The 20,192-nt window shown below is 58.8% G+C and carries 18 protein-coding genes and 3 pseudogenes; 7 read left to right on the top strand and 14 right to left on the bottom strand.

Translation table 11 applies throughout. The features are described from left to right. Nucleotides 1-27: 27 nt before the first annotated feature. From C481_RS02055 to C481_RS02040, 4 genes are all read right to left on the bottom strand, one after another. Nucleotides 28-1,401 carry an aspartate aminotransferase family protein gene (locus tag C481_RS02055; RefSeq protein ID WP_006107186.1) on the bottom strand — a complete coding sequence of 458 codons (1,374 nt, stop codon included), beginning with the start codon at nt 1,399-1,401 and terminating at the stop codon, nt 28-30. A 409-nt stretch (nt 1,402-1,810) separates the two neighbouring features. Then, a complete protein-coding gene (locus C481_RS02050) occupies nt 1,811-3,118 on the bottom strand; it encodes a M14-type cytosolic carboxypeptidase (protein WP_006107184.1) in 1,308 nt (435 codons plus the stop codon). Nucleotides 3,119-3,259: 141 nt separating this feature from the next. Next, a complete protein-coding gene (locus tag C481_RS22050) occupies nt 3,260-3,454 on the bottom strand; it encodes a hypothetical protein (protein WP_006107182.1) in 195 nt (64 codons plus the stop codon). A gap of 76 nt (nt 3,455-3,530) precedes the next feature. Then, entirely contained in the window at nt 3,531-4,808 is a 1,278-nt protein-coding gene (locus C481_RS02040; RefSeq protein WP_006107181.1) for a cation:proton antiporter domain-containing protein, read from the bottom strand. 243 nt (nt 4,809-5,051) lie between these two features. Between C481_RS02040 and C481_RS02035 the strand changes: the two genes are divergently transcribed. Beyond that, a complete protein-coding gene (locus C481_RS02035; RefSeq protein ID WP_049904345.1) occupies nt 5,052-5,927 on the top strand; it encodes a DNA adenine methylase in 876 nt (291 codons plus the stop codon). 161 nt (nt 5,928-6,088) lie between these two features. On the opposite strand, the gene C481_RS02030 is transcribed toward C481_RS02035, so the two are convergent. After that, a complete protein-coding gene (locus C481_RS02030; RefSeq protein WP_049904344.1) occupies nt 6,089-6,523 on the bottom strand; it encodes a helix-turn-helix domain-containing protein in 435 nt (144 codons plus the stop codon). Nucleotides 6,524-6,847: 324 nt separating this feature from the next. Here C481_RS02030 and C481_RS02025 point away from each other — a divergent pair, with 324 nt between their 5' ends. The 3 genes from C481_RS02025 (at nt 6,848) to sod (ending at nt 9,496) form a co-directional block, all read left to right on the top strand. Next, on the top strand, nt 6,848-7,654 hold the full coding sequence (locus C481_RS02025) for a DUF1801 domain-containing protein (protein ID WP_006107178.1): 807 nt from the start codon (nt 6,848-6,850) through the stop codon (nt 7,652-7,654). A gap of 397 nt (nt 7,655-8,051) precedes the next feature. Continuing rightward, on the top strand, nt 8,052-8,606 hold the full coding sequence (locus C481_RS02020) for a GNAT family N-acetyltransferase (RefSeq protein ID WP_006107177.1): 555 nt from the start codon (nt 8,052-8,054) through the stop codon (nt 8,604-8,606). A gap of 287 nt (nt 8,607-8,893) precedes the next feature. Then, nucleotides 8,894-9,496: a superoxide dismutase gene (gene sod, locus C481_RS02015; protein ID WP_006107176.1), complete on the top strand. Its 603-nt coding sequence runs from the start codon at nt 8,894-8,896 to the stop codon at nt 9,494-9,496. Nucleotides 9,497-9,590: 94 nt separating this feature from the next. Here sod and C481_RS02010 read toward each other — a convergent pair whose 3' ends face one another. The 4 genes from C481_RS02010 to C481_RS01995 all read right to left on the bottom strand — a co-directional run bounded on the left by C481_RS02010 (nt 9,591) and on the right by C481_RS01995 (nt 14,741). Beyond that, entirely contained in the window at nt 9,591-10,553 is a 963-nt protein-coding gene (locus C481_RS02010) for a winged helix-turn-helix domain-containing protein (protein WP_006107175.1), read from the bottom strand. A gap of 228 nt (nt 10,554-10,781) precedes the next feature. After that, a complete protein-coding gene (locus C481_RS02005) occupies nt 10,782-11,174 on the bottom strand; it encodes a hypothetical protein (protein WP_006107174.1) in 393 nt (130 codons plus the stop codon). Nucleotides 11,175-11,321: 147 nt separating this feature from the next. Beyond that, nucleotides 11,322-12,800: an amidohydrolase family protein gene (locus C481_RS02000; RefSeq protein ID WP_006107173.1), complete on the bottom strand. Its 1,479-nt coding sequence runs from the start codon at nt 12,798-12,800 to the stop codon at nt 11,322-11,324. A gap of 369 nt (nt 12,801-13,169) precedes the next feature. After that, on the bottom strand, nt 13,170-14,741 hold the full coding sequence (locus tag C481_RS01995) for a sensor histidine kinase (RefSeq protein WP_049904343.1): 1,572 nt from the start codon (nt 14,739-14,741) through the stop codon (nt 13,170-13,172). A 229-nt stretch (nt 14,742-14,970) separates the two neighbouring features. On the opposite strand from C481_RS01995, the pseudogene C481_RS01990 reads away from it, so the two are divergent. From C481_RS01990 to C481_RS01980, 3 genes and pseudogenes are all read left to right on the top strand, one after another. Then, nucleotides 14,971-15,431 (top strand): annotated as a pseudogene (locus C481_RS01990) (hypothetical protein); the annotation flags it as partial. Between the two features lie 468 nt (nt 15,432-15,899). Further along, the gene (locus C481_RS01985) at nt 15,900-16,238 is read left to right on the top strand and encodes a hypothetical protein (RefSeq protein ID WP_049904342.1); all 339 of its coding nucleotides are present in this window, start codon (nt 15,900-15,902) and stop codon (nt 16,236-16,238) included. 281 nt (nt 16,239-16,519) lie between these two features. Beyond that, nucleotides 16,520-16,981: a YqaA family protein gene (locus C481_RS01980; RefSeq protein ID WP_006107166.1), complete on the top strand. Its 462-nt coding sequence runs from the start codon at nt 16,520-16,522 to the stop codon at nt 16,979-16,981. A gap of 132 nt (nt 16,982-17,113) precedes the next feature. Here the strand turns inward: C481_RS01980 and C481_RS22880 are convergent. The 5 genes and pseudogenes from C481_RS22880 to C481_RS01955 all read right to left on the bottom strand — a co-directional run. Continuing rightward, a pseudogene (locus C481_RS22880) lies at nt 17,114-17,158 on the bottom strand (hypothetical protein); the annotation flags it as partial. Between the two features lie 92 nt (nt 17,159-17,250). Beyond that, nucleotides 17,251-17,328, bottom strand: a pseudogene (locus C481_RS22875) (2-oxo acid dehydrogenase subunit E2); the annotation flags it as partial. A 452-nt stretch (nt 17,329-17,780) separates the two neighbouring features. Beyond that, nucleotides 17,781-18,044: a lipoyl domain-containing protein gene (locus tag C481_RS01965; RefSeq protein ID WP_006107164.1), complete on the bottom strand. Its 264-nt coding sequence runs from the start codon at nt 18,042-18,044 to the stop codon at nt 17,781-17,783. Continuing rightward, nucleotides 18,041-19,075 (bottom strand): alpha-ketoacid dehydrogenase subunit beta, encoded by a 1,035-nt coding sequence (locus C481_RS01960; RefSeq protein ID WP_006107162.1) that lies wholly within the window; start codon nt 19,073-19,075, stop codon nt 18,041-18,043. Before C481_RS01960 ends, C481_RS01965 begins: the two co-directional genes overlap by 4 nt. Continuing rightward, nucleotides 19,075-20,088: a thiamine pyrophosphate-dependent dehydrogenase E1 component subunit alpha gene (locus C481_RS01955; RefSeq protein WP_006107161.1), complete on the bottom strand. Its 1,014-nt coding sequence runs from the start codon at nt 20,086-20,088 to the stop codon at nt 19,075-19,077. The genes C481_RS01960 and C481_RS01955 overlap by 1 nt, the downstream gene beginning before the upstream one ends. Nucleotides 20,089-20,192 lie beyond the last annotated feature (104 nt).

The following is a 20,192-nucleotide window of genomic DNA, read 5'->3' as shown; positions in this document are numbered from 1 at the left end:
TATTCTACCGGTGGTGATGAACGCACGCTATCCTCGGGTGCACTCCTCGATCGCCTCACAGATGATCTCCGTTCCGACCTCGGCCTGTCGCCGGGTGAGCACCAACGGCGGAATTAATCGCAAGACGTTGCCGTGACGCCCCGCACTCCACACCAACACGCCGTTCTCGTAACAGTTCGTCTGGACCGCTTTGACGAGTTCATCGGCGGGACTGCCATCGTCGTCGACGAACTCGACGCCGATGAACAGGCCCTTCCCGCGAACGGCGGCGATTTCGGGCGTCGTCTCGGCGAGTTCCGCGAATCGACCGCGGATGAACTCGCCGAGGTTCGTCGCGTGGGACAGCAGATCGTGTTCCTGGATGTATTCGATGGCGCGAATACCGCCGACCATCGCGGGCGCGTTACCGCGGAAGGTGCCGACGTGGCCGCCGGCCCCCCACGTGTCGAAGTCCTCGTGATAGAGCATCGCACCGATCGGCAGTCCGGAGCCGCCGAGAGCCTTGGCCATCGTGATGGCGTCGGGGGTGACGTCGAAGTGGTCGGACGCGAACCACTCGCCCGTGCGGCCGAGTCCGGTCTGGATTTCGTCGACGATCAACAGCGCATCGTTGTCGTCGGCGATGTCCCGAAGGCCGCCCAAGAACTCGGCCGGGGGGACGTTGATACCACCCTCGCCCTGGATCGGTTCGACCCAGATTCCGGCGGGGGATTCGTGACCGCCGTACGGGTCCTCGAATTTTCGTTTGACGGCGTCGAGTGCTCGGGAACAGGAGACGTCCTCGCCATCGCCGTCCGTCCCGGTAGTCGCGTCCGGGTAGGGCACGTGAACGGCATCGGCGAGCAGCGGGCTGTAATCGGTCTTGTACTTCTTGGCGGCGGTGAGGCTGAGCGCGCCGGCAGTCGTCCCGTGGTAGGCCCCTTCGAACGCCAGTAGGCCGTGGCGACCGGTGTGCTGTTTTGCGAGTTTGATCGAGCCCTCGATGGCGTCGCTCCCGCTCGGACCGCCGAAGACGACGTTGCTCGATCCCCGAAGCCCACCGGGGGCGATTTCGCGCAATTTATCGATGAGGTCGATCCGCGCCTCCGTCGGAAAGTCGATCGTGTGCGTAACGGCGTCTAACTGGTCTTTGACGCCGTCGAGAACGTAGGGATTGGAGTGACCGACGTTCAACACGCCGATGCCGGCGAAGAAGTCGAGGAACGTATTCCCGTCGGCGTCACGGACCGTCGCACCGCGTGCTTCATCCAGTGCGATGGGAATCCGGCGCGGATACGCAACGGCATTGCTATCGACCTCGCGCTGGCGCTCTAACAGGTCGGTTGATCGAGGACCGGGAACGTCGTCGACGGCGGGTTCGTCACTGAAGTGTAGGTCGTCGATTGCTGGACCGATAGGCATACCAAAACGATCTCACGCAACCCACATATAGTTGGCTCTTATTCTAAATGGATAGATATAGTGGAACAGTATCCAACAGAAGACGGAGACGAACTGGTCATCCCCGCAGGTTCGGCCGAGAGATTGGATCGGATAGTCACGCATCGAACGACCAATCAGGACACAACTAAGACGTGTGCGTTCACAGGGGAAGACGTTTCACTAGACGAATCATAATTGAAGGTCTGCGCTCTGGATTGTACGGGCCGTATACTGCCGTTAGGAGGAGATTCAAAACGGACAAACAGCCGCAACCGATGGTCCTGAAGAATCCCTGAATTCACCACACGCATTGACAGCCATCGAGGAACCAGTTATTACTCTGTCACCCACCTACTCGTAGTGTTTAGCGTTTCCACGGATCCTCACATCAGCGGAAATACTTTCTCGGGTCGAAATTCGTTCCCCACGGAAGACTACTGGGTAGTTTAACCGGACGTGAATTCTCACCACAGTGGCCTGATGGACAGGTATTTTTCGGCGGTCGACGACCACCCGGCGGGGAATCCGCTCGTGGAGCAACTTCGCTGAAGAAGTTTCGTCCTTCCGCTGCCAATTCTGCGGCCGAGTACTCGCGGTACGTCCACGCTTCGGTCACGACCATCACAGCATCGAACTCGTCGTTGATGAACGCGTACGCGGTACCGTCTGTGCTGCTCGACCGTGTCGTATCTGGATACGAGAGTGAATGAGACGCGATCGAGTCGATCGTGTCGAGATCGTCGTCATCGACAGCATCCTCGCCGTAGACTACGGCATCCCAGTCGGAGTTCGTTGTCGAATGGAAGTCGAATCCCCAATGGACATCGTCCAGATTCTCCCGCATATAAGATGTCATGTTCTCGATTTCAACCGGTGACTCCGTATGCCACTCACGGTTCAAATCGTATCCTTGCGGAGTGTGCCTGTGATGTCCCTCGTACATTCCGTCTGGATTCGCATTCGGAATGAAGTGGAAGCAGAACTCGTCTTCGAACGTAGTCTTCGTACTACGGAGGGTTTCGAGCGCGTAGTCGATCGCGGCATCCATATGCCACGATCCCTCCACTTCTCCGGGGTGTTGTCTCGCGATAGAAATGATATCCGCCTTTTCTTCGTCGGGGACGGTCGGATTAGTGATACGAACTGCGTGCATATCCCGGCCATTCGCACTCTGGCCGATCACATCCGTTTCAACAAATCTCGGATATTTACGCTCGAGTTCAGCCACTCGCTGCACCGTCTGCTGATACGGATAGGCTCTGTAGCTCGATATATATACCTCATCGGAGTCGAACGTCTGGGAAAAACCGTCCCCGACTTCATCGTCCATCCGGGTCCAGTCTCCGGATTCGAGGCTCGACGTATACAGAAGCCTGTAGTTCGCAGGCATTCTCGACTCATCGAGGTTTGTGATCTCAAAGGAAATATCAGAGTTCGCTGCTCCTTCAAGCCTGAAATGCATATACCCGAGGTAACTGTATCCTCCGTCGTCGATATTGGTTAATTCTACGCACCCATTTTCCTGATCGATTTCAACGCCGCCGCCCGAATCGAAGTCCGTGGTCGCAGTTATCGAAGTTCCATCCTCGGTTCCGCTTGTGATACCACTCATCCCTACTGCACCCGTGAGACCCGCCACAGTCGTCCTACGAAGGAATCGTCGTCGGTCGAGTTCAGTGCTGATCGTATCTTTCATTCCGGAGAAAGTCAACCGCGGCGATATAGTTAGTAAACATCCTATTACAAGTCGATATGAATCATGCCAATCAAATAATAGCGATCTACCGCCGGTATTCGGTTACGGTTCAGAACAGCAATAGAGATCGACGCATCTCCTCTAAGACTGCATTCGCGCCGGGGAGGTTACGTAGCGTCTTGACTCGGTGTCTGACGTACCGTAGCGGAGTATCCTGCCGACGCCGAAGACGATCGCCGCTGAGAGCAACTCGGCCGGAATCGCGTAGTACTCGACCCCGATGACCGAGACCACAACGAGACTCAAAACGGCGACGGCGAACCTGGTCAGGACCACACCGACATTTCGCACGATCGGATCGTACCACCGTCTCTGAGAATCGTCGATATCCCTATCCGTTCTCTCAAGTGCATTATCCCTCCGCGAACGCCGACGATTGGTCGTCGGCCGCCTGCGGATGATCGCGGTCGATCACCTGTCCGTACAGTTTCGTAAACGGCGTCGCCGTAACGCCGTGAACCAGCACCGAACTCGCGATGACGAGAGTTGCCACGCTCCAGACGAGTTCGATACCGAGGATCCGATGGGCCACCGTCGCGTAAAAGAGCGCCGCGATGCCGATCGGGCCGAACCAGCCCGCGAAAAGCGCATCACGACTGTCGTTGATCGGACGAATGTACCGGTGGAACAAGAGCATCATCGGCAGTCGTCGTAGGAGCAAGATACTTGCCGCGAGGGCGACTCCCGCCCAACCTAGGGCAAGCCACTCGGATATCGGGATCGCCATCCCGAAGAAGACGAATATCGGGAACGTAAACAGCCGAAGCACCGTCTCCTGGACCTTTTGCTCGTCGGCCTCATCGCGGGCATCTGCGAACCGGTTGAACAACAACCCGGCTACGAACGCCGCCAGGATCCCGTCGCTTCCGAGCAGTTTGACTCCGCCCAGGACGGTAAACGTGAAGGCGACAGTTACGCTAAGTAACGAGGTCTCCTCGAGAAAATCGTGCTCGCGGGACTTGCGTTCGATCCGGCCGGCAACCGTCCCGACGGTAGCGCCGATCACCACGGCGGCACCGACTTCCCAGAGCAACGTCGAGAACAACCACTCGGTAATCGCTCGCTCCGACGAGTGCTGGAGGACGAGAAGCGGGAGAAACACGATCGGATACGCGAGTCCGTCGTTGGCTCCCGCTTCACCGCTGAGAAAATTTCTGATCGATGCCGGAATATCCTGCTCCGCTACGGATCCCGTAACGATCGTTCCCGCGAGAACCGGGTCGGTGGGCGTGACGATCGCCCCGATAAGCAACGCGGTCCAGAGCGGGACGTTCAGGAAGAGATAAACGAGTATCCCACTCACAAGCCACATCACGATCATTCCCGGGAGAAGAACGACCGCCATCGGACGCACGTTCGCTCTGAAATATCGCCGTGGAAGCCGGAGCGCCGCGGCCATGACGGCCAATCCCACCGTAAGCCGAGCGGACTGTTCCAGAATCGTGAACGGATCTCCCCACCCTGCAAGCGCGAGAAGATCCACACCGAAAGGACCGATCACCATTCCCAGAATCACCGCCGCCATCGGTTCAGAAACGACGTAGACCTTGTTTCGCATCAGTCCAGCAACGAGGCTTAATAGCAGTGTGAGCGCACCGATCGTAACGAGTGCGATGTTTAACTCTTGCATACGGAGTGAACTCGGCATCGATCGTCGTTTGAGGGCAGGCTGTCCAGAAGGCGGACGTACGGCGAAAAGTACTGCGGGTTTCGGAATAGTAGTGACCCTTGCAAACGTCGAATCACGTGCCTTCTGCTCGTTACCTCGGCGACCGAGATGCGAATCCCGACTCCCTCACACGCTGCCAGCGGAACACGCTACCGAAGACGGGCGAAGAGAGGGATTATAACGGCGGGCCCGAAACAAACCGCTGTGACTACGTCGGTGTTCCCCTATCCCGGCGGCAAATCATACCTCGCCCCGTGGATTATCGACCACATTCCGCCCCACAGGTGCTACGTCGAGGTCTTCGGCGGCAGCGCAGCAGTTCTCGTCACCAAAGACGAGAGCCACATCGAAGTTTACAACGACCGTGACGGCGATCTGGTCCAGTTCTTTACCGTCCTCCGCGAGCGCGAGGACGAACTCGTCGAATGGCTCCAGCAAACGCCCTACGCTCGCGAACAACACGAAGCGTGGAAACGGGCGTTTTACGACGGCGAGCGACCCGACGGCCCCATCGAGCGCGCCGGACGCTTCTTCTATCTCCGATACTCCCAGTACGCCGCCAAGTACCGAACCGCTTCCGGCTTCGCCGCCGCCAACCAGCGAAACAAGGCCCGCAAGTTTCGCAACGCGACCGAACACCTCCACGAGTTCGCCGAGCGCTTTCAGAACGTGCAGATCGAGAACCTCGATTACGCCGAGCTCATGGCCCAGTACGACGGGGAGCAGACGTTCTTCTACGCCGATCCACCGTACGTCGACGAGGGCGACATCCTGTATCGCCACGGCGAGTTCGATCACGAGCGATTCGTCGAGACGCTTTGTGAACTCGAGGGACGGTGGGCAGTATCGTATCAGCGGTTACCGGCGCGGCTGGAGGAGTATACGGTCGTCGAACAGGACCGCTCGCAGTTTATGAACAAGCAACACGACGACGCGAGTCGGTCGACGGCGGCGACGGAGCGATTGGTGATGAATTACGACGTCAAGGAGACGGGACGCTTTCAGCGGGGCACGCAGACGACGTTACCGGGGGTTAACGGGGGTTTCGGTCAGTCCGATCGGATCGATCGGAGCGAGTAGCATCGGCCGTGAGTAGTGGCTAACGATGATCGCCTCGACTCCACGGGCGATCATCCGCGGACGAGGACAGCATTCGGAAATCGCTATCGTCGCCGCCGTGGATATCGTGGAAACAGGGAGTACCGGAGACAGTAGAGTAGTGACGATAGGAAGCACGACAGCTACTGGTCGGCAGATGCAACCGGCTCAGATTCTGATTCTGACTCCGATTCCGGTTCCGGTTCAACGGCGTACGTCTCGCTGAACTCGGCGATCAGCTGGCCCATTTTTGCGTACCAGTCGTTGAGCAGTCGTTGCATCTCCTGGGAGATGTCCTCGGCATCTCGCGGGTGATAGACGTGATAGTATCCGCCCTGTTCGTAGTTGATCTGCTCCTTCTGGAGGAAGCCGGCCTGTAGCAAGCGGTTGACGGAGCGATAGGCCGTCGAGCGCTCACGATCGATGTGGTCGCCGATTTCGTCGACCGTCAGCGGCTCCGCTTCGTCGCTGAGCAATTGGAATACCTCCTTGTCAATCTCCTTGAGGTCGTGGAAACACTCCAGCAGCCCCTCACACTGCATGTCCTGGCGGAGCATTTCGCTCATTGAGTCAGCCATCTGTTACCCGTACTAGGGTCGCGGCGCTCAAAAGTATTCGCATAAAGAGCACAATACTGGCAATAGAGCGACGAGAGCAGGCGAGATAGCGGGCCAGGTTCACTCGCCCGTTGTGCTATGGCAGGGGCAGAATCGATCGGTTCTATTGAAATTTCCCTCCTTATAAGGCGAGTCGTGACGATCTACGGCTCCGGCGGCAAGGATCGCTTGGGGATTGCACTCCCGTGAAGTCTGCTTTTCTGTCCCACCAGGAGGAATACGGCTCTCCGCTCCCCCAGAACCGGGGAATATTGATAAACTACTACCACGTGTAGGTGAGTGACTATGAGTGTGTCTGACTCACTTACGACCCAGCGAGTCTCCGAACTCGTGATGGCGAATCGGGCAATCAGAGCGCCCAACTACCGTGCCGACCACGACGAAGGGGTTCGTTTCACGGATCTGGAACGGGGACTTCAATGGGGTGCCGACGCCATTCCAGCCTTGATGGGGCTTTTCCGGGTCGAACAAGACGCCCGGGACGACCACCCCGACGGCTGGGTTGGCTTTGCCCGCCACTGGCGAGGAGGGACGTTGCGGCTGGACTTCGACCTGTTTTCTGCTCCCGAAGAGCCAGACGAAATCTTGGTCGTGACCGCGATATCAGGTCGAGAGGGAGAGAAAACCATCGTGGACGAGAACGTCGGGGAAATCGAGCTGTCGGACAAGGTCCCGACGGAGGAGGAATGGGAGGAACGGAGGAAACGATACCAGGCGACGCGGAGGAAGGATGATACCGATGGATCGGCAGCGGTGAAGGCGTACATTGCAGCGCTGCCGGATTGGAAGCATGAAGTTGCGGCACAATTCGACCAGATCGTTCAGCAGGAAGCGCCCCATGTGCGTCGCGCCGTAAAGTATCACCAGCCGTTCTACGGCGTCGAGGACCAAGGATGGTTCGCGTCATTCAGTGCGTTCTCGAAACACGTGAAACTGACATTCGTGTGTGAAACGTACCTCGATCCAGAGCCGCCCAGCGGGACGGGCCCGGATAGACAGGCACTGGACCTGAAGAAGACGGACACGCTGGACGAGGAGCAAGTCGCTTCCTGGGTCCGGCAGGCCGCCGATGATCCGGGGATGGGCTGGTGAGCCTCTACGATCCGAAACGACTGTGAACTCGGGAGAGTCTGCGTTCGGTCACACTACTGACCGAACTTGTAGCTCCGCACGGGTTGAACGGAGCCGATCGATCGACGGAGTTAGCTAGACGCTGTCTCGGGAGTGCTCTCGGTACTGGGTGACCGACGTGTTCGACAGCGAGCCGACTCCGCAAGCGCCGTGGCCCGACGTACAGCCCTTTCCGAGGCGTGTTCCGACGCCGACGAGGACGCTCCGAGCACAGGAAAAACAGCAGGAGTGCACTCGGAACCGCCGTTCGGTCTCAGTACCTACTGCTCGCTGACTAGTCAGCGAACGTAACGAAGAGTTGCCAAGCCGAGCGTTCTGCAAGCATTTATTTCCCGGTAAACTCATCTGTGAGGTACTCATGCCAGGAGCACGCATCGAGAGCGGCGAGCGGGTCACACTTCGGACACTCGAACACGAGGACATCCCGTTCGTTCAGCGCGCGTATGCGAATCCCGAGATTCGCTACCCCGGAGGCGTCCCCCTCCGGAATCAAGAGCAGTTAGAAGATTGGCACGAGGAGAACAGCGGGGATCAATTCCTCGTCTGTCTCGACGAGGATCATGCTGACCCCGGTCAACCTAATGAGGACGATGTACGGCCAATCGGCGCGATTTCGCTGAAGGACGCCGACTGGCGGCGACCCGAACTCTCCTACTGGCTGGTTCCGGAGGTCCACGGCGAAGGGTACGGACAAGAGGCCGTCTCTCTCGTCATCGAGTACGTTTTCCGGGTGTACGCCACCCCTGCCGTAGGTGCGAGAGTCTACGATTTCAATGACGCTTCCCGTGGTCTGCTAAAATCGCTCGGGTTCACCAAAGAAGGATGCATGCGGAAGGACCGCTTCGTCGACGGTGAGTACCGCGATACGTTCCAGTACGGATTGCTCCGTCAAGAGTGGCAAAATCGCAAATAAATGAAAGCTAATTTATTGGGATGATTCGACGCTACTGTGTTGGAATTGTTCCTTAACTCTGACACAGACATCTCGATGCTGAGGCGACTCTCTCGTGCATAGATCTGGGGTATTTGCAGCGGCAGAAACACGGTATCTGTCGCATTTCCCATACATAGTCTATTTATTCTCGATTTCGAAGCAGATGATCGTGTTTCCGCCTCAGGTGGAGATGGCAGTATTGTTACTTGAATGCAGTACAGCGAACATTCATATCCGCTCCGCGTATAGTCGAGTATGCGAGAAACATGAGCAATCACGAACTACCACCGCTTCCGTACGACTACGACGCGCTCGAACCACACATTAGCGAACAGGTTCTGAACTGGCACCACGATACGCACCATCAGGGCTACGTCAACGGCTGGAACAGCGCCGAAGAAACCCTCGAAGCAAACCGCGAAGCGGGCGACTTCTCCTCGTCGGCGGGGGCGATCCGGAACGTAACGCACAACGGCTCCGGCCACGTTCTCCACGACCTCTTCTGGCAGTCGATGAGCCCGGAAGGCGGTGCCGAGCCGACGGGCGACCTCGCGGCTCGCATCGAAGCGGACTTTGGCTCTTACGAAGCCTGGAAGGGAGAGTTTGAGGCCGCCGCCTCCGCTGCAGGTGGCTGGGCGCTCCTCGTCTACGACTCCTTTAGCAACCAGCTTCGCAATATCGTCGTCGACAAGCACGACCAGGGCGCACTCTGGGGCAGCCACCCGATTCTGGCCCTCGACGTCTGGGAGCACTCCTACTACCACGATTACGGCCCCGACCGCGGCGACTTCGTCGATAACTTCTTCGAGGTCGTCGACTGGGACGAGCCATCGACCCGCTACGAGCAGGCCGTCGAACGCTTCGAGTAAGCCGGTACGTGGGCATCGTTCCGGTCGTTATTTCTTCGTTTTTCAGTTTTCAGCAGCAATTACGTTGCAACACGCTACTCGGTAGGCGAAGCCATCACTGTGAAGACCGTTCAACAACAGCCGTTTCGATCACCGAGACCGTCTCGTCGAGCCGTACCACGAGTTCAGCGCCGGCACAGGGGAGGGTCAGTTGAACGCGAAGCGGGTCGTCCGAGACGATCGTCGTCTGCGTATCGCTTACGCACCAGTCGAATTGCCAGAACGGGTCGGTATTCAGGTCGACGCCGCGCTCGGAATGGAAGACGAGCACCTCGGCGTTGTCGAGCAGGGTGAGCCCGACGGTCGACTGGAGGCGGTAGCCACAGCGTTGACAGACGTGGGTAACGGCGACGTCCTGATCGTCCGGTTCCGGATCGCGAACGAGAGTGGTCTCGACCGCGCCGGTGCACTCGGGACAGACGCCGTCGGCGGCGAGGCAGTAGTGGTGGCGGACGTAGTGGTGAAAGGCCTGGAGGAACTCGTCGGGTGATCGGTCGTCGAGGCCGCCGGTCGGGAACGGATACTGCACCTGAATCGTCCCGCAGTCGGTACAGCCGATGGTGAGCGTATCATCGACGTACCAACCGTGAAGTGACCCATCACAGGCGTAACACGACCCATCAACGGGGAAAAATCCCAACTTCGCGCGATCGGTAAGTGTGCCGCTGAAGATCGAACTGACGACTTTCCGCCCCGGATGGCGGAACTCGTATCCGCCATCGCTCTGCGTGATGAAATGGCCGGTGAGCTGGTTGAGATGGTAGCTGAAGTTCGCACTGTCCTGCATATCGACTTCTTCGAAGAGAGCCGTGAAGCTGACGGGAGCGTCGTCCGCGCCGAGTTCGAGCAGCGCCTGGAGGATGGAAACTCGCGTATCGTTGCCGAGAATCGAGAACACTTCCGCAGGGAGCAGCTGGGATTCAGTTCGGACGCTGGACGCTGACTCGAGTGTCCGATTCCGGTCAGCGTCCGTCCCTGATTCCGCGCTGGAATCGACAGTCCGGTCGAAGTGGCTCATACGCGTCTCATTGGCGACCCAACGATAAAACCTGTCGGAGATACTGAGGGGACACAACGAATCGAGCGCAGTCGACCGGGATAGCGGTCACGGCTGGATGCTGCATCTCGCTCTCTACCGTGGCTGAAGAGACAGACGAGTTCCGGTGTGCGGAGAGAACGCGTGCGTGTGAACTCGTTCTGTTACTCGGAGAGAAGCCGGTTGGGAGGGTGACGGTGGGGAGTCCCGTTAGTTCTCGCTCGCTCGTCTGAAGAAGACGATAGCAGCACCGAGCAGCGTTAGGTTTTGGAGGAAAGACGTGAGTTCCGCATCGCGTGATTCCGAATCGACGGCCCAGAAGTCGTGCATAACCGGTGTCACGCCTGCAAGGAACGCCGCGACGCTTCCCGCGGAAAGTTTCGGGAATTTCCAGGTGCCGATACCCAGACTGCCACCGAGGAGGAGTCCGCTCGCCGCCGGAACGAGTCTGTCCGCAGACGGGACCCCCTTGGCATCTGCATAGGCGATACGCCCCTCAAGGTCGGTCAGGTTTCGAATCGCGAGTATTGCAAGCCCACCCGCAAAGAGGAGTCGGCCGAATCGAGACGGTGTCCCGTTGTCTGCCACGTCGGTCTCGGACATTATCGGACTTCAGGAAGGCTACCGGGTTAACTTCCCCTCTTACCGAAGCCACTGCCGCTACTCCGGTTAACAGGAAATATTCCCTGCGAGAAGCGATGGACGCTCTGGATCGGGTCCTGCCGACGAGTTCGGCAGTTCGAAAGCCCGTCAGTGGAGATCGCTCTCTCGAAGGATCCGTCGCCCCGACTGCACGAGCTGATCGCGGTGCTTTCTCGCGGGATCGTTGTACAGGACGCCGTCTTTCTTGACGATCCGTCCGTCGACCAGGACCGTATCGATATTCGCAACGCCCGCCTGAAAGACGACCGTTTCGACCGGATCGTGGACCGGCGTCGTATTGATATCGGTCGTCCGAACGAGCGTGATATCCGCTCGCTTGCCGGGCGTCAGCGAGCCGATCGTGTCGTCGAGTCCAAGTGCTCGAGCGCCGTCGATCGTCGCGAGTTCGAGTGCGCGTCTGGCGGACAGCGAGACCGTTTCGATCTGTTCGTTTTGCTCGACGGTCGGCTGGGTATCGAGAGCGCGCTGAACCTGCAGCGCCGTTCGCGTCTGCGTGAACAGGTCGCTGCTGACGTTCGAGACGATGTCGACGCCGACTGCTGGCGTTGCGCCTCCATCGATGGTTTCCCGCAGCGCCGGCATGCCCATTCCCATCTGCATTTCGACCTCGGGAGTCGTCGATACCGAACCGCCGGAGTCGCCGATGCGGTCGAACTCCGCTTGCGTCAGACGGTTCGCGTGAACGTAGTTGAGGTCGTCGCCGAGGAGCCCGAGTTCGTCGAGCGTCGAGACGCCGCCGGGGCCGAGCGAGCCGATGTGCATCGAGGCGGGAAGTCCGAGTTCCCGGGCGAGTTCGATGTCGTGCGTGACGACTTCGTCAGTCGAGTAATCGGGGCCGCGGATCCCCATCGCCAGCGTGAGTCGTCTATCGGCCGAGGGAAAGCGCTCGCGGTGAAGCCGGCGGATATCGTCCGGATGCGGTTCCGCACTGTCTTCCCACCACGTCGCACTGTCGTCTCCGGGCGGTCCGTGGGCGAAGACTGCGCGGATGCCGGCGTCTTCGAGGCCGTCTATCGCACGATCGGTGTGTGACGGCGAGTTCGCGATGTGGAACCAGTCGAGAATCGTCGTCGTGCCGGCGTTGAGTTGGTCGACAGCGCCGAAGAGGTTTCCGAGGTACGCGTCGGCGGGTCGGTAGTGACGACTGATCTCTCCGAGCATCGTTTCGAGGTATTCGGAGAACGACCAGTTCCCCGCGATTCCGCGAACGCCCGCTTGCCACGTATGCAGGTGCGAATTAACGAATCCGGGAAGGACGATTGCATCCTCGGCGTCGAGGTGGGCAGCGCTCGGTTCGTCGATCGACTCGTCGATCCGTTCGATCGCTCCGTCCGCGATAAGCAGGTCCGTATCGTGGAGAATACCGCGATCGGGGTCAACCGTAACGAGCGTCCCGTTTTTGATCACGATCCGGTCGGGACTCCCCTGGTGCTGATCGGAACTCTCCATCCGTGCTGTCGCAGTTGCGCTGTCGATAGCTCCGATCGAAAGTGCTGTTGCGCTCCCGAATTTGAGGTAGTTTCGGCGCGAGACGCCGCGGCGTTCAGCGTCGTTCTGCTTGTTCATGGGCTTGCAGTAACTCGGGTTCAGCCGCTGACAAGATAGTGGTTCAGTTGGGATATCTCAAATAAACTCGAAAATACGATATCTTGTAAAGAGAAAATTGGGTTCTATGAGTGTGCTACGTCCGGCATCTAAACCGTCAGACCGATAACGATCACCATGATCGCGGCTAAGGCGAAATACCCCTAATCCCCAACGTCGCCGGTAGTCGCTGGCGAGTTCCTCCGGCGGAATCTCGGTCGGGTTGAGGTTCGTGTAGAAGTACGTGTAGTCGTCCCCAATCCCTTGATTTTTCCGTTCGGTTATCAATCGTTGGTAATGAGATTTCTTTATCCGGAGTTAGCCGTGAAATCCGCGGCAAGTACAGCGGGCTCAGTTATCGGATTCGTCTGCTGCCGGAAGAGTACAAGAAAACGTCGTTCCCTCGCCAAGGCCGGATTCAACCCAGATTTCGCCGCCGTGGCGCTCGATGATGCGCTCGCACAGCGCCAGTCCGATACCTGTCCCCGCTGCCTCCTCTTGCGTGTGGAGGCTCTGGAACACGTCGAAGACGCGATCGGCGTCCGCGGGGTCGATACCGATGCCCTCATCGCGAACCGATACCGTCCACTCGTCGCCCGTCCGCTCGGCCGAGACGTGAACCCGCGGTGACTCCTCGCCGCTGTACTCGATGGCGTTGTCCAGCAGGTTTTGGAACACCTGCCGGAGTTGGTCGGAGTCACCTTCGACGCGGGGGAGTACCTCCGTGACTATCTCCGCATCCGTCTCCTCGATTTTCACCTGAAGGTCCTCGCAAACGTCTTCGAGAACGGCGTCCAACTCGACTGGCTCCAAGGGGTCGCCGCGCGTGTCAACCCGCGAATATTCAAGCAACCCCGCTATCATGTCGCGCATCCGGTCAGCGCCATCGACGGCGAAGTCGATGAACTCTCGGCCGTCCTCGTCGAGGTCGTCGCTGTAGCGCTGGTCGATGAGCGTGAGGTAACTCGACACCATCCGTAAGGGCTCCTCGAGGTCGTGGGAGGTAGCGTAGGCGAACTGCTCTAATTCCTTGTTGGACTCTTTGAGCTCTCGCTCATACGCCTTGTGCTCGAGTTCATTGCTCACCCACTGACTGAGCAGGCCGACGAATGACACTTGCCAGTCGGAAAACGCCTCGGTCCGTGGTTCCATCCCGTAGAAGCAGAACGTCCCATACACGTCTCCGTGGACGATGACCGGTGTCCCGAGATAACAGGCGATGCCCCATTCGGGGTCGGCCAGTTCCGGAGCCTCTGCCTTCACGTCCTGCAAGACGAGTGTCTCCTCGGTCTCGACGACGTGCGAGCAGTTGGGGAGGGTTTCCATCGGCGTTGTGTCGCCCGGTTCGAGGTCAACCTCCTCCGGCGTGGCCACATGCTCGAAGATGTATTCCCCAGCGTCTTCCTCGACCCGCGAGAGCGTCGCAAATTTGGTCCCGACTGCCGTGCGGACCACATCGAGGAGCGAGTTAATCTGCTGGGAGAACGGTTGGTCTGGGGCCGCCATCACCTCATACGCACGCCGGAGGGCTTGCTCACGTTCTTCGAGTTCCTGCTCGTAGTCATCCGGGGCAGTGATGTCGCGCACGTACACTGATAGGTCGGTTTCAGAGGGGTAAACACGCACCTCGAACCAGCTATCCTGCGGCGGATAGTGTGCCTCGAACGTAACGGGTTCTTGGGTCTCCATCGCACGTTCGTGCTCCCACTGGAACGGCGAGTCGGTCATCACGGGAAACTCCTCCCAGATGACCTTCCCACGGAGTTCCGCTCGGTCTCGCTGGAACATAGTTTCGGCTCGGTCGTTCAAATACGTGAACCGCCAGTCCTCGTCGAGCGCAAAGACGCCGTCAGTTACACGCTCTAAAACGTCTTCTGGAGAACTTTGACGAGAGGTTTCACCCGGCGTCTCGGACCCGGTCATCAGATATGTCCACTGTTTCAAGAGGTATGGTCGTTACGCATACGTAGTTACCGAATTTTCCGGTTAGTTTCGGTAATCTCCATGGGTGAAGAAATCGTGCTACTATTTACTGTTACTCTTCCTCGCAGACGGCGTCGTAAAGCTCTTCGTAGAGTTCCAGGTGGTGTTCCTGAAGTACTTCGGCGTCGTCTTCTACTTCCTCGATTCGCTTGCGAATTCGGCTTGTAGCCTCGGCGAGGGTGTGCTGGAGGAGCTCCAGTTCGGCGGTAAGCGGAACTACGGCTACGGCGGGGTTCAGTTGAAGGACACGCAGATGGTTGACCTCGACGAACTGGACTATTCACGGCTCGAAGGCGCGGAGACGTACCTCATCGAGTTGGTAACGCCGTTCGTCCTGGCGTCGGAGTATCCAGAGGCGAACGACCGCACTATCCCTGGTGGTGGGCCGAGAACCGTGACGATCTCCGGCTCCGCGAGGAGAAGATACTGGAGCAACGCGGGGTGTTCCGGCTGGAAACGGTCGATCACGGCCAGGTCGTGAAGTACCTCGGTGACCGCCCGGTGGAGACCGCGAGGAACGGCCTCCAGCGGGTCGGGTCTTACTCTCGATACGGCTTCGGAGAACTGCGGCTGAAACCCCTCGGTGAACAGTGTCAGGAATTGGCGGGAAAGAACGGATTACGCTCGTGAGTAAATTCATGAACGACGATGAATCGCCCGGTAAATGTTCGCGGTGCAGACTGAATAAAGAACTCGTATTACCAACAACTGGTACACGCGACGTCTTACCCGGGAGGCTATAGTGGCTGGTTTCCGTCCTCCATCGTTCCGCTTCTCAACGGACCAACGTCACGGCCAGCAGCGAACAACGACCGGTGCCCGACGTGGCACGAGTTCGAGTTCGTCTCTGACGAGCACTCGTGCAGGGAGATACAGGGGTCACTGAAAGTCAGTGCACCCGCTCGCACAGCTGTCGGGCAATCCGTGTGGAAACAGATTCGGGTGTTATTAGAGAGTCGGTTCCGACAACGAGCCTCACTGATCGTGTTCTCCTGTTCGTATCAGTGTGCCATCGGTATCGGCCAACGTGAATCGTTATATGGCCTGTCGAATTGCAGGTCAACGCATAGAACGGGTCCCGACTAGAGCAAGGTACTCATGGCGACCGTTGAAACGATCCTCTCGTCAATTTTCAGCACTATTCCCGAACTTCATTCGGGTCAACTCGGATTACTCGCGGGTGCCCTTGTCGGCGTTCTCTATTGGCACGGGTATCGCCGGTCCTCGCTTTGTCTCCTCACCCTGTTCTATTTGCTGGCGCTGGGTATTGTCCCCGCTTCGACGAGAGGGCTTACAGTGGTTCAGGCCAAGCCGTGGTACTTCTGTTCGCTGCTGCTTATCAACTCGATCGGCGCGATCATCGGACGTGCCGTCTGGACGCGGCTACCGCTCTCGAACCAGCCTCGATCAGTAGAGGTCGAACGACAGGATTTCTGACGCTACTGTTTGCGCTTGCTTGTGGAGCCATCGTTTGGCTGGAAACCGGCCTAGATCAGCCCCGTAGAAACCCGAGAGTACTGGTAGCAGCCTCGTTTTTTTGTAGCGGAAAGGCTGCGTTGGGCCGACAAAGATGAGACGACATATGGATACTCGCTAGATGAAAATGATCATAGTGGTTGCTGCTGAAGAATTATGTAATGGAAGTAGCTGCCCCATTGGTTCTCTCCCTCGGTAGTGGTATCGAAACGGTCATTGAATCGGTGACAGGTTGGCCGGGAATGGGGATTATTTTCGTCTACTCGTTTCTCATCGCATTTGCCCTCCCAGGCCCCAGCGAGGTCGTTCTCGGTGTCCCACTCGATCTCGGTCTCCCCGCATGGGGACAACTCGGGTGTATTATGATCGTAAGTGCGACTGGAAAGGCTGCAGGAAGCGTTTTCGCGTTCCATATCGGACAGGAAGCCAAACAAGCCGGGCCGCTTATTCGGTGGTTACGCCGATCCAGATGGAACATACTGGAGTGGTCAGAGAAACGCTCAGTGCAGCTCGCACAGCAGTATGGGTACGCCGGGCTCGCGCTGGCACTGTCCGTCCCCTTCTTTCCCGATACGATATCGATATACGCGTTCGCCGCGCTCGAAACGAACTACGTGCGGTTTGCTATCGCGACCTTTCTGGGAAGTCTCGGTCGGTTGCTCGTCACGGCCGGCGTCGTTGGATGGCTCATTACGGTGTTTTAAGGCACTCCCCTCACTTCGGGTCGTCCCACGATCGTTCGAAAGAACACGACCACCCGATGGGCAGCCCCCAGGCACGAATCGATCCGAGTTTTCCACGTGCTCCGCAAACGTCTCGAGAAATCGAGCCGCGTCTGCACCGTCGACGAGGCGGTGATCGAAACTCGGGTCGACGGGCAACTGATTTTGAACGCGACACCGTCAGACCAACGCTGTGCGCGCTCGCGGATCTCCATGCGGTCGACGCCGAGAATCGCAATCTCCGGCGGGGTACTAATCGGCGTGAACGAGTCAACGCCAAAGACGCCGGGATTTGAGACGGTGAACGTGCCACCGCGAAGATCACGCATCGAGTACTCTCCTCCTGAACGCGCTCGGTCAGTCGTCGCCGTTCCGTTGCGAGTTCAGCGAGGGATTTTGAATCGAGACGACGGAGTACGGGGTCGCCAACCCGACCTCGGTATCGACGCCAATACCGACATTGTGCTCCTCGTACAGAACGTGCGTCTTCGAACGTCGCGTTAACGGCCGGGTGTTCGGCAAGGGTTGCAGAAACTGCGCGGCGGACGAGGTCAAAAACGGAGCTGTTCACATTGAGGGTCGTCGCTGCACTCTCGCCTCGGAGACGGTCCGGCCGAGATCGGATTCGCTGGCGTTCGTCGCTGGTGCGTTGACGGTCCGGTTCGAATCTGGGTTCGAATGCGGGCCCGGGCCTGAGTCTGAATCAGGGTCCGAGTCGATGTCGGTGTCTGGATCAGTGGCGGTCATACTCTCTGGAAACGAGTTCTGGATGGGGGCGGAACTACTCGCGGCGAATCCAGGCGATCGTCTCGCCCTTTTCGAACTCGTCGTCTTCGTCGAGGGCGATTTCATCGAGGATGCCGGACACCGGTGCCGGAACGTCGACGCTCACCTTTTCGACCTGAAATTCACAGAGGGGATCACCCTCGTCGACGCGGGTCCCCTCGCTCGTGAACCAGTTGACGACGACGCCCTCGTTCTCGTCGCTATCTTCGGGCCAGACGTCGGCCGTCTCGACGGCGACGCGGGGTGTGTTCGAGCTCATTCGTCCGATCGAACGCGTCGAATCGCCGCTGTGATATCGTCGGTATCCGGAATGACTTCGTTCTCCATCGGGCGCGCGTAGGGTATCGGGACGTCCGGAAGTGCAACCCGTTCGACGGCGTCGAGAGCGGCGAGGTCACCTTCAGCCACCCCTGCGATGATTTCGCCGGTGAGACCGTACGAACGGTAATCTTCGTCGACGACGACGAGTCGACCGGTCTTCGCGACCGAGTCCCGGATCGTCTCGATATCGAGCGGAGCCAGCGTCCGAAGATCGATGACTTCGGCATCGATCCCGTCATCGGCAAGCGAGTCGGCGGCCGCAAGCGCACGGTGAACGTGCAATCCGAGTGTGACGACGGTCGCGTCAGCGCCCTCGCGTTTGATGTCGGCACGGCCGAACGGGATCGTGTACGCCTCCTCGGGGACGCCGGTTTTCGGACCGTCCGGTGCGGGAAGCCATCCGATACCCATCAACCGCTTGTGAAACAGGTAGACGACCGGATCGTCGTCACGGATCGCAGTGTGCAGCAGTCCCTTTGCATCGTAGGCCGTCGACGGGACCACAACTTTCATCCCCGGAAGGTGAGCAAACGTTCCGTAGAGCGTCTGTGAGTGCTGTGCAGCGTCGTTGTACGTCCCACCGACGGCGGCCGTGAGGACCATCGGAACGGAGAGGGCCCCGCCGCTCATGTAGGTGTTCTTCGCCATCTGATTGTAGATCTGATCCATGCCGACGCCGAAGAAGTCGACAAACATGAGTTCGGCAATCGGCCGCATCCCCCCCTGTGCGGCACCGACCGCAGCACCGATGTACGCCGTCTCGCTGATGGGCACGTCCATGATACGGTCGCGGCCGAACTCGTCGAGGAGCCCCTCGGTGCTATCGAAGATACCGCCGTAGTCCGCGACGTCCTCGCCCATGTAGAAGACGGCATCGTCCTCGCGCATTTCGTGGGCGATCGCCTCGACCATCGCCCGGCTCATCGTCAGCGAGCGCTCCGTTTGTCGGTGCTCCTCCGGCCGGGCCATCAGTCCTCACCTCCTGTGTCCGCGACGGACGGAGCGCGCTCCGGTTCCTCGGACGGTGGCGACGAGAACACGTCTTCGTAGGCCGCCGACGGCTCGGGTTCGGGTTGTTCTTTCGCCCACTCGATGGCCTCTTCGACGCGGTCGCGGGCACGAGAGCGGAGTTCATCGAACGTCTCGTCATCGATGTCGTTGGCTCGCAGTTTCGTTTCGAGACGTTCGATCGCGTCTCGACGGGTAGCCGCATCCTTGTCCGCATCCGGGCGATATCCTTCTGCGTCTCCCATGAAGTGGCCCATGCGCCGATGGACCTGGACCTCGAGTAGCGACGGGCCGTTCCCGTCGCGAGCGCGTCCGATGGCGTCAGTAGCGGCATCAGAGATTGCGATCACGTCGTCGGCGTCGACGCGAGTGCCTGGAAGATCGAATCCGGCTGCTCGTTGTGCCCCGTTCGTGACGTCGGTGACGCGTTCTTTTGGCATACTGATCGCCCAGTCGTTGTCCTCGATGACGAAAACGACCGGCAGGTTTTGGACGCTCGCCAGGTTGAGCGATTCCAGAAACGCGCCCTGGTCGATCGCACCTTCGCCGAGGAAAGCGACTGCCACGTCGTCAGCATTCCGTTTTTTCGCGTCCAATCCGGCACCGACCGCCGGCGGACAGCCCTCGGCAATGATCCCGCTACACGCGAAGTTGACGTCGGGATCGAAAAGGTGCATGTGGCCGCCTTTTCCACCACTGAGACCGGTCTCTCGCCCGAATATTTCGGCGGTCATGGCTTTCAAATCGACGCCCTTTGCAATCGCGATGTGGTGGGGGCGATGGGGCGCTGTAACCGAATCCTCGGCTCGTAAGTGATGACAGACGCCAACGCCGGATGCCTCGTGACCGGCCGCCAGGTGCAGTTCACCCGGGATGGGGCCAGCGGAAATATCGAAGGCGGGCTGTTTTCCCTCGAGATACTCCTCCTGCAGCCGTTCCTCGTAGTGACGCGCCATCACCATCGTTTCGTACATGTCTTGTAATTCGGTAACACCCAACATGGTTCCGCTACAACTGAGGGCGTGATTCGCCAAATAGCTATGCTAAGTAGTCGTTCAAATTCACAAAACGGATTCTC

Origin of the sequence: Natrialba asiatica DSM 12278, from assembly GCF_000337555.1 — an archaeon.
Taxonomy (GTDB): Archaea; Halobacteriota; Halobacteria; order Halobacteriales; family Natrialbaceae; genus Natrialba; species Natrialba asiatica.
This window is presented reverse-complemented; position numbering and strand designations above follow the sequence as displayed.

Excerpts from the sequence above, each read along its gene's own strand:
- C481_RS02055 (WP_006107186.1), bottom strand. The coding sequence starts at position 1,401 with ATGCCTATCGGTCCAGCAATCGACGACCTACACTTCAGTGACGAACCC.
- C481_RS02050 (WP_006107184.1), bottom strand. The coding sequence starts at position 3,118 with ATGAAAGATACGATCAGCACTGAACTCGACCGACGACGATTCCTTCGT.
- C481_RS02040 (WP_006107181.1), bottom strand. The coding sequence starts at position 4,808 with ATGCAAGAGTTAAACATCGCACTCGTTACGATCGGTGCGCTCACACTG.
- C481_RS02030 (WP_049904344.1), bottom strand. The coding sequence starts at position 6,523 with ATGGCTGACTCAATGAGCGAAATGCTCCGCCAGGACATGCAGTGTGAG.
- C481_RS02025 (WP_006107178.1), top strand. The coding sequence starts at position 6,848 with ATGAGTGTGTCTGACTCACTTACGACCCAGCGAGTCTCCGAACTCGTG.
- C481_RS02020 (WP_006107177.1), top strand. The coding sequence starts at position 8,052 with ATGCCAGGAGCACGCATCGAGAGCGGCGAGCGGGTCACACTTCGGACA.
- sod (WP_006107176.1), top strand. The coding sequence starts at position 8,894 with ATGAGCAATCACGAACTACCACCGCTTCCGTACGACTACGACGCGCTC.
- C481_RS02010 (WP_006107175.1), bottom strand. The coding sequence starts at position 10,553 with ATGAGCCACTTCGACCGGACTGTCGATTCCAGCGCGGAATCAGGGACG.
- C481_RS02005 (WP_006107174.1), bottom strand. The coding sequence starts at position 11,174 with ATGTCCGAGACCGACGTGGCAGACAACGGGACACCGTCTCGATTCGGC.
- C481_RS02000 (WP_006107173.1), bottom strand. The coding sequence starts at position 12,800 with ATGAACAAGCAGAACGACGCTGAACGCCGCGGCGTCTCGCGCCGAAAC.
- C481_RS01995 (WP_049904343.1), bottom strand. The coding sequence starts at position 14,741 with ATGACCGGGTCCGAGACGCCGGGTGAAACCTCTCGTCAAAGTTCTCCA.
- C481_RS01985 (WP_049904342.1), top strand. The coding sequence starts at position 15,900 with ATGGCGACCGTTGAAACGATCCTCTCGTCAATTTTCAGCACTATTCCC.
- C481_RS01980 (WP_006107166.1), top strand. The coding sequence starts at position 16,520 with ATGGGGATTATTTTCGTCTACTCGTTTCTCATCGCATTTGCCCTCCCA.
- C481_RS01965 (WP_006107164.1), bottom strand. The coding sequence starts at position 18,044 with ATGAGCTCGAACACACCCCGCGTCGCCGTCGAGACGGCCGACGTCTGG.
- C481_RS01960 (WP_006107162.1), bottom strand. The coding sequence starts at position 19,075 with ATGGCCCGGCCGGAGGAGCACCGACAAACGGAGCGCTCGCTGACGATG.
- C481_RS01955 (WP_006107161.1), bottom strand. The coding sequence starts at position 20,088 with ATGTACGAAACGATGGTGATGGCGCGTCACTACGAGGAACGGCTGCAG.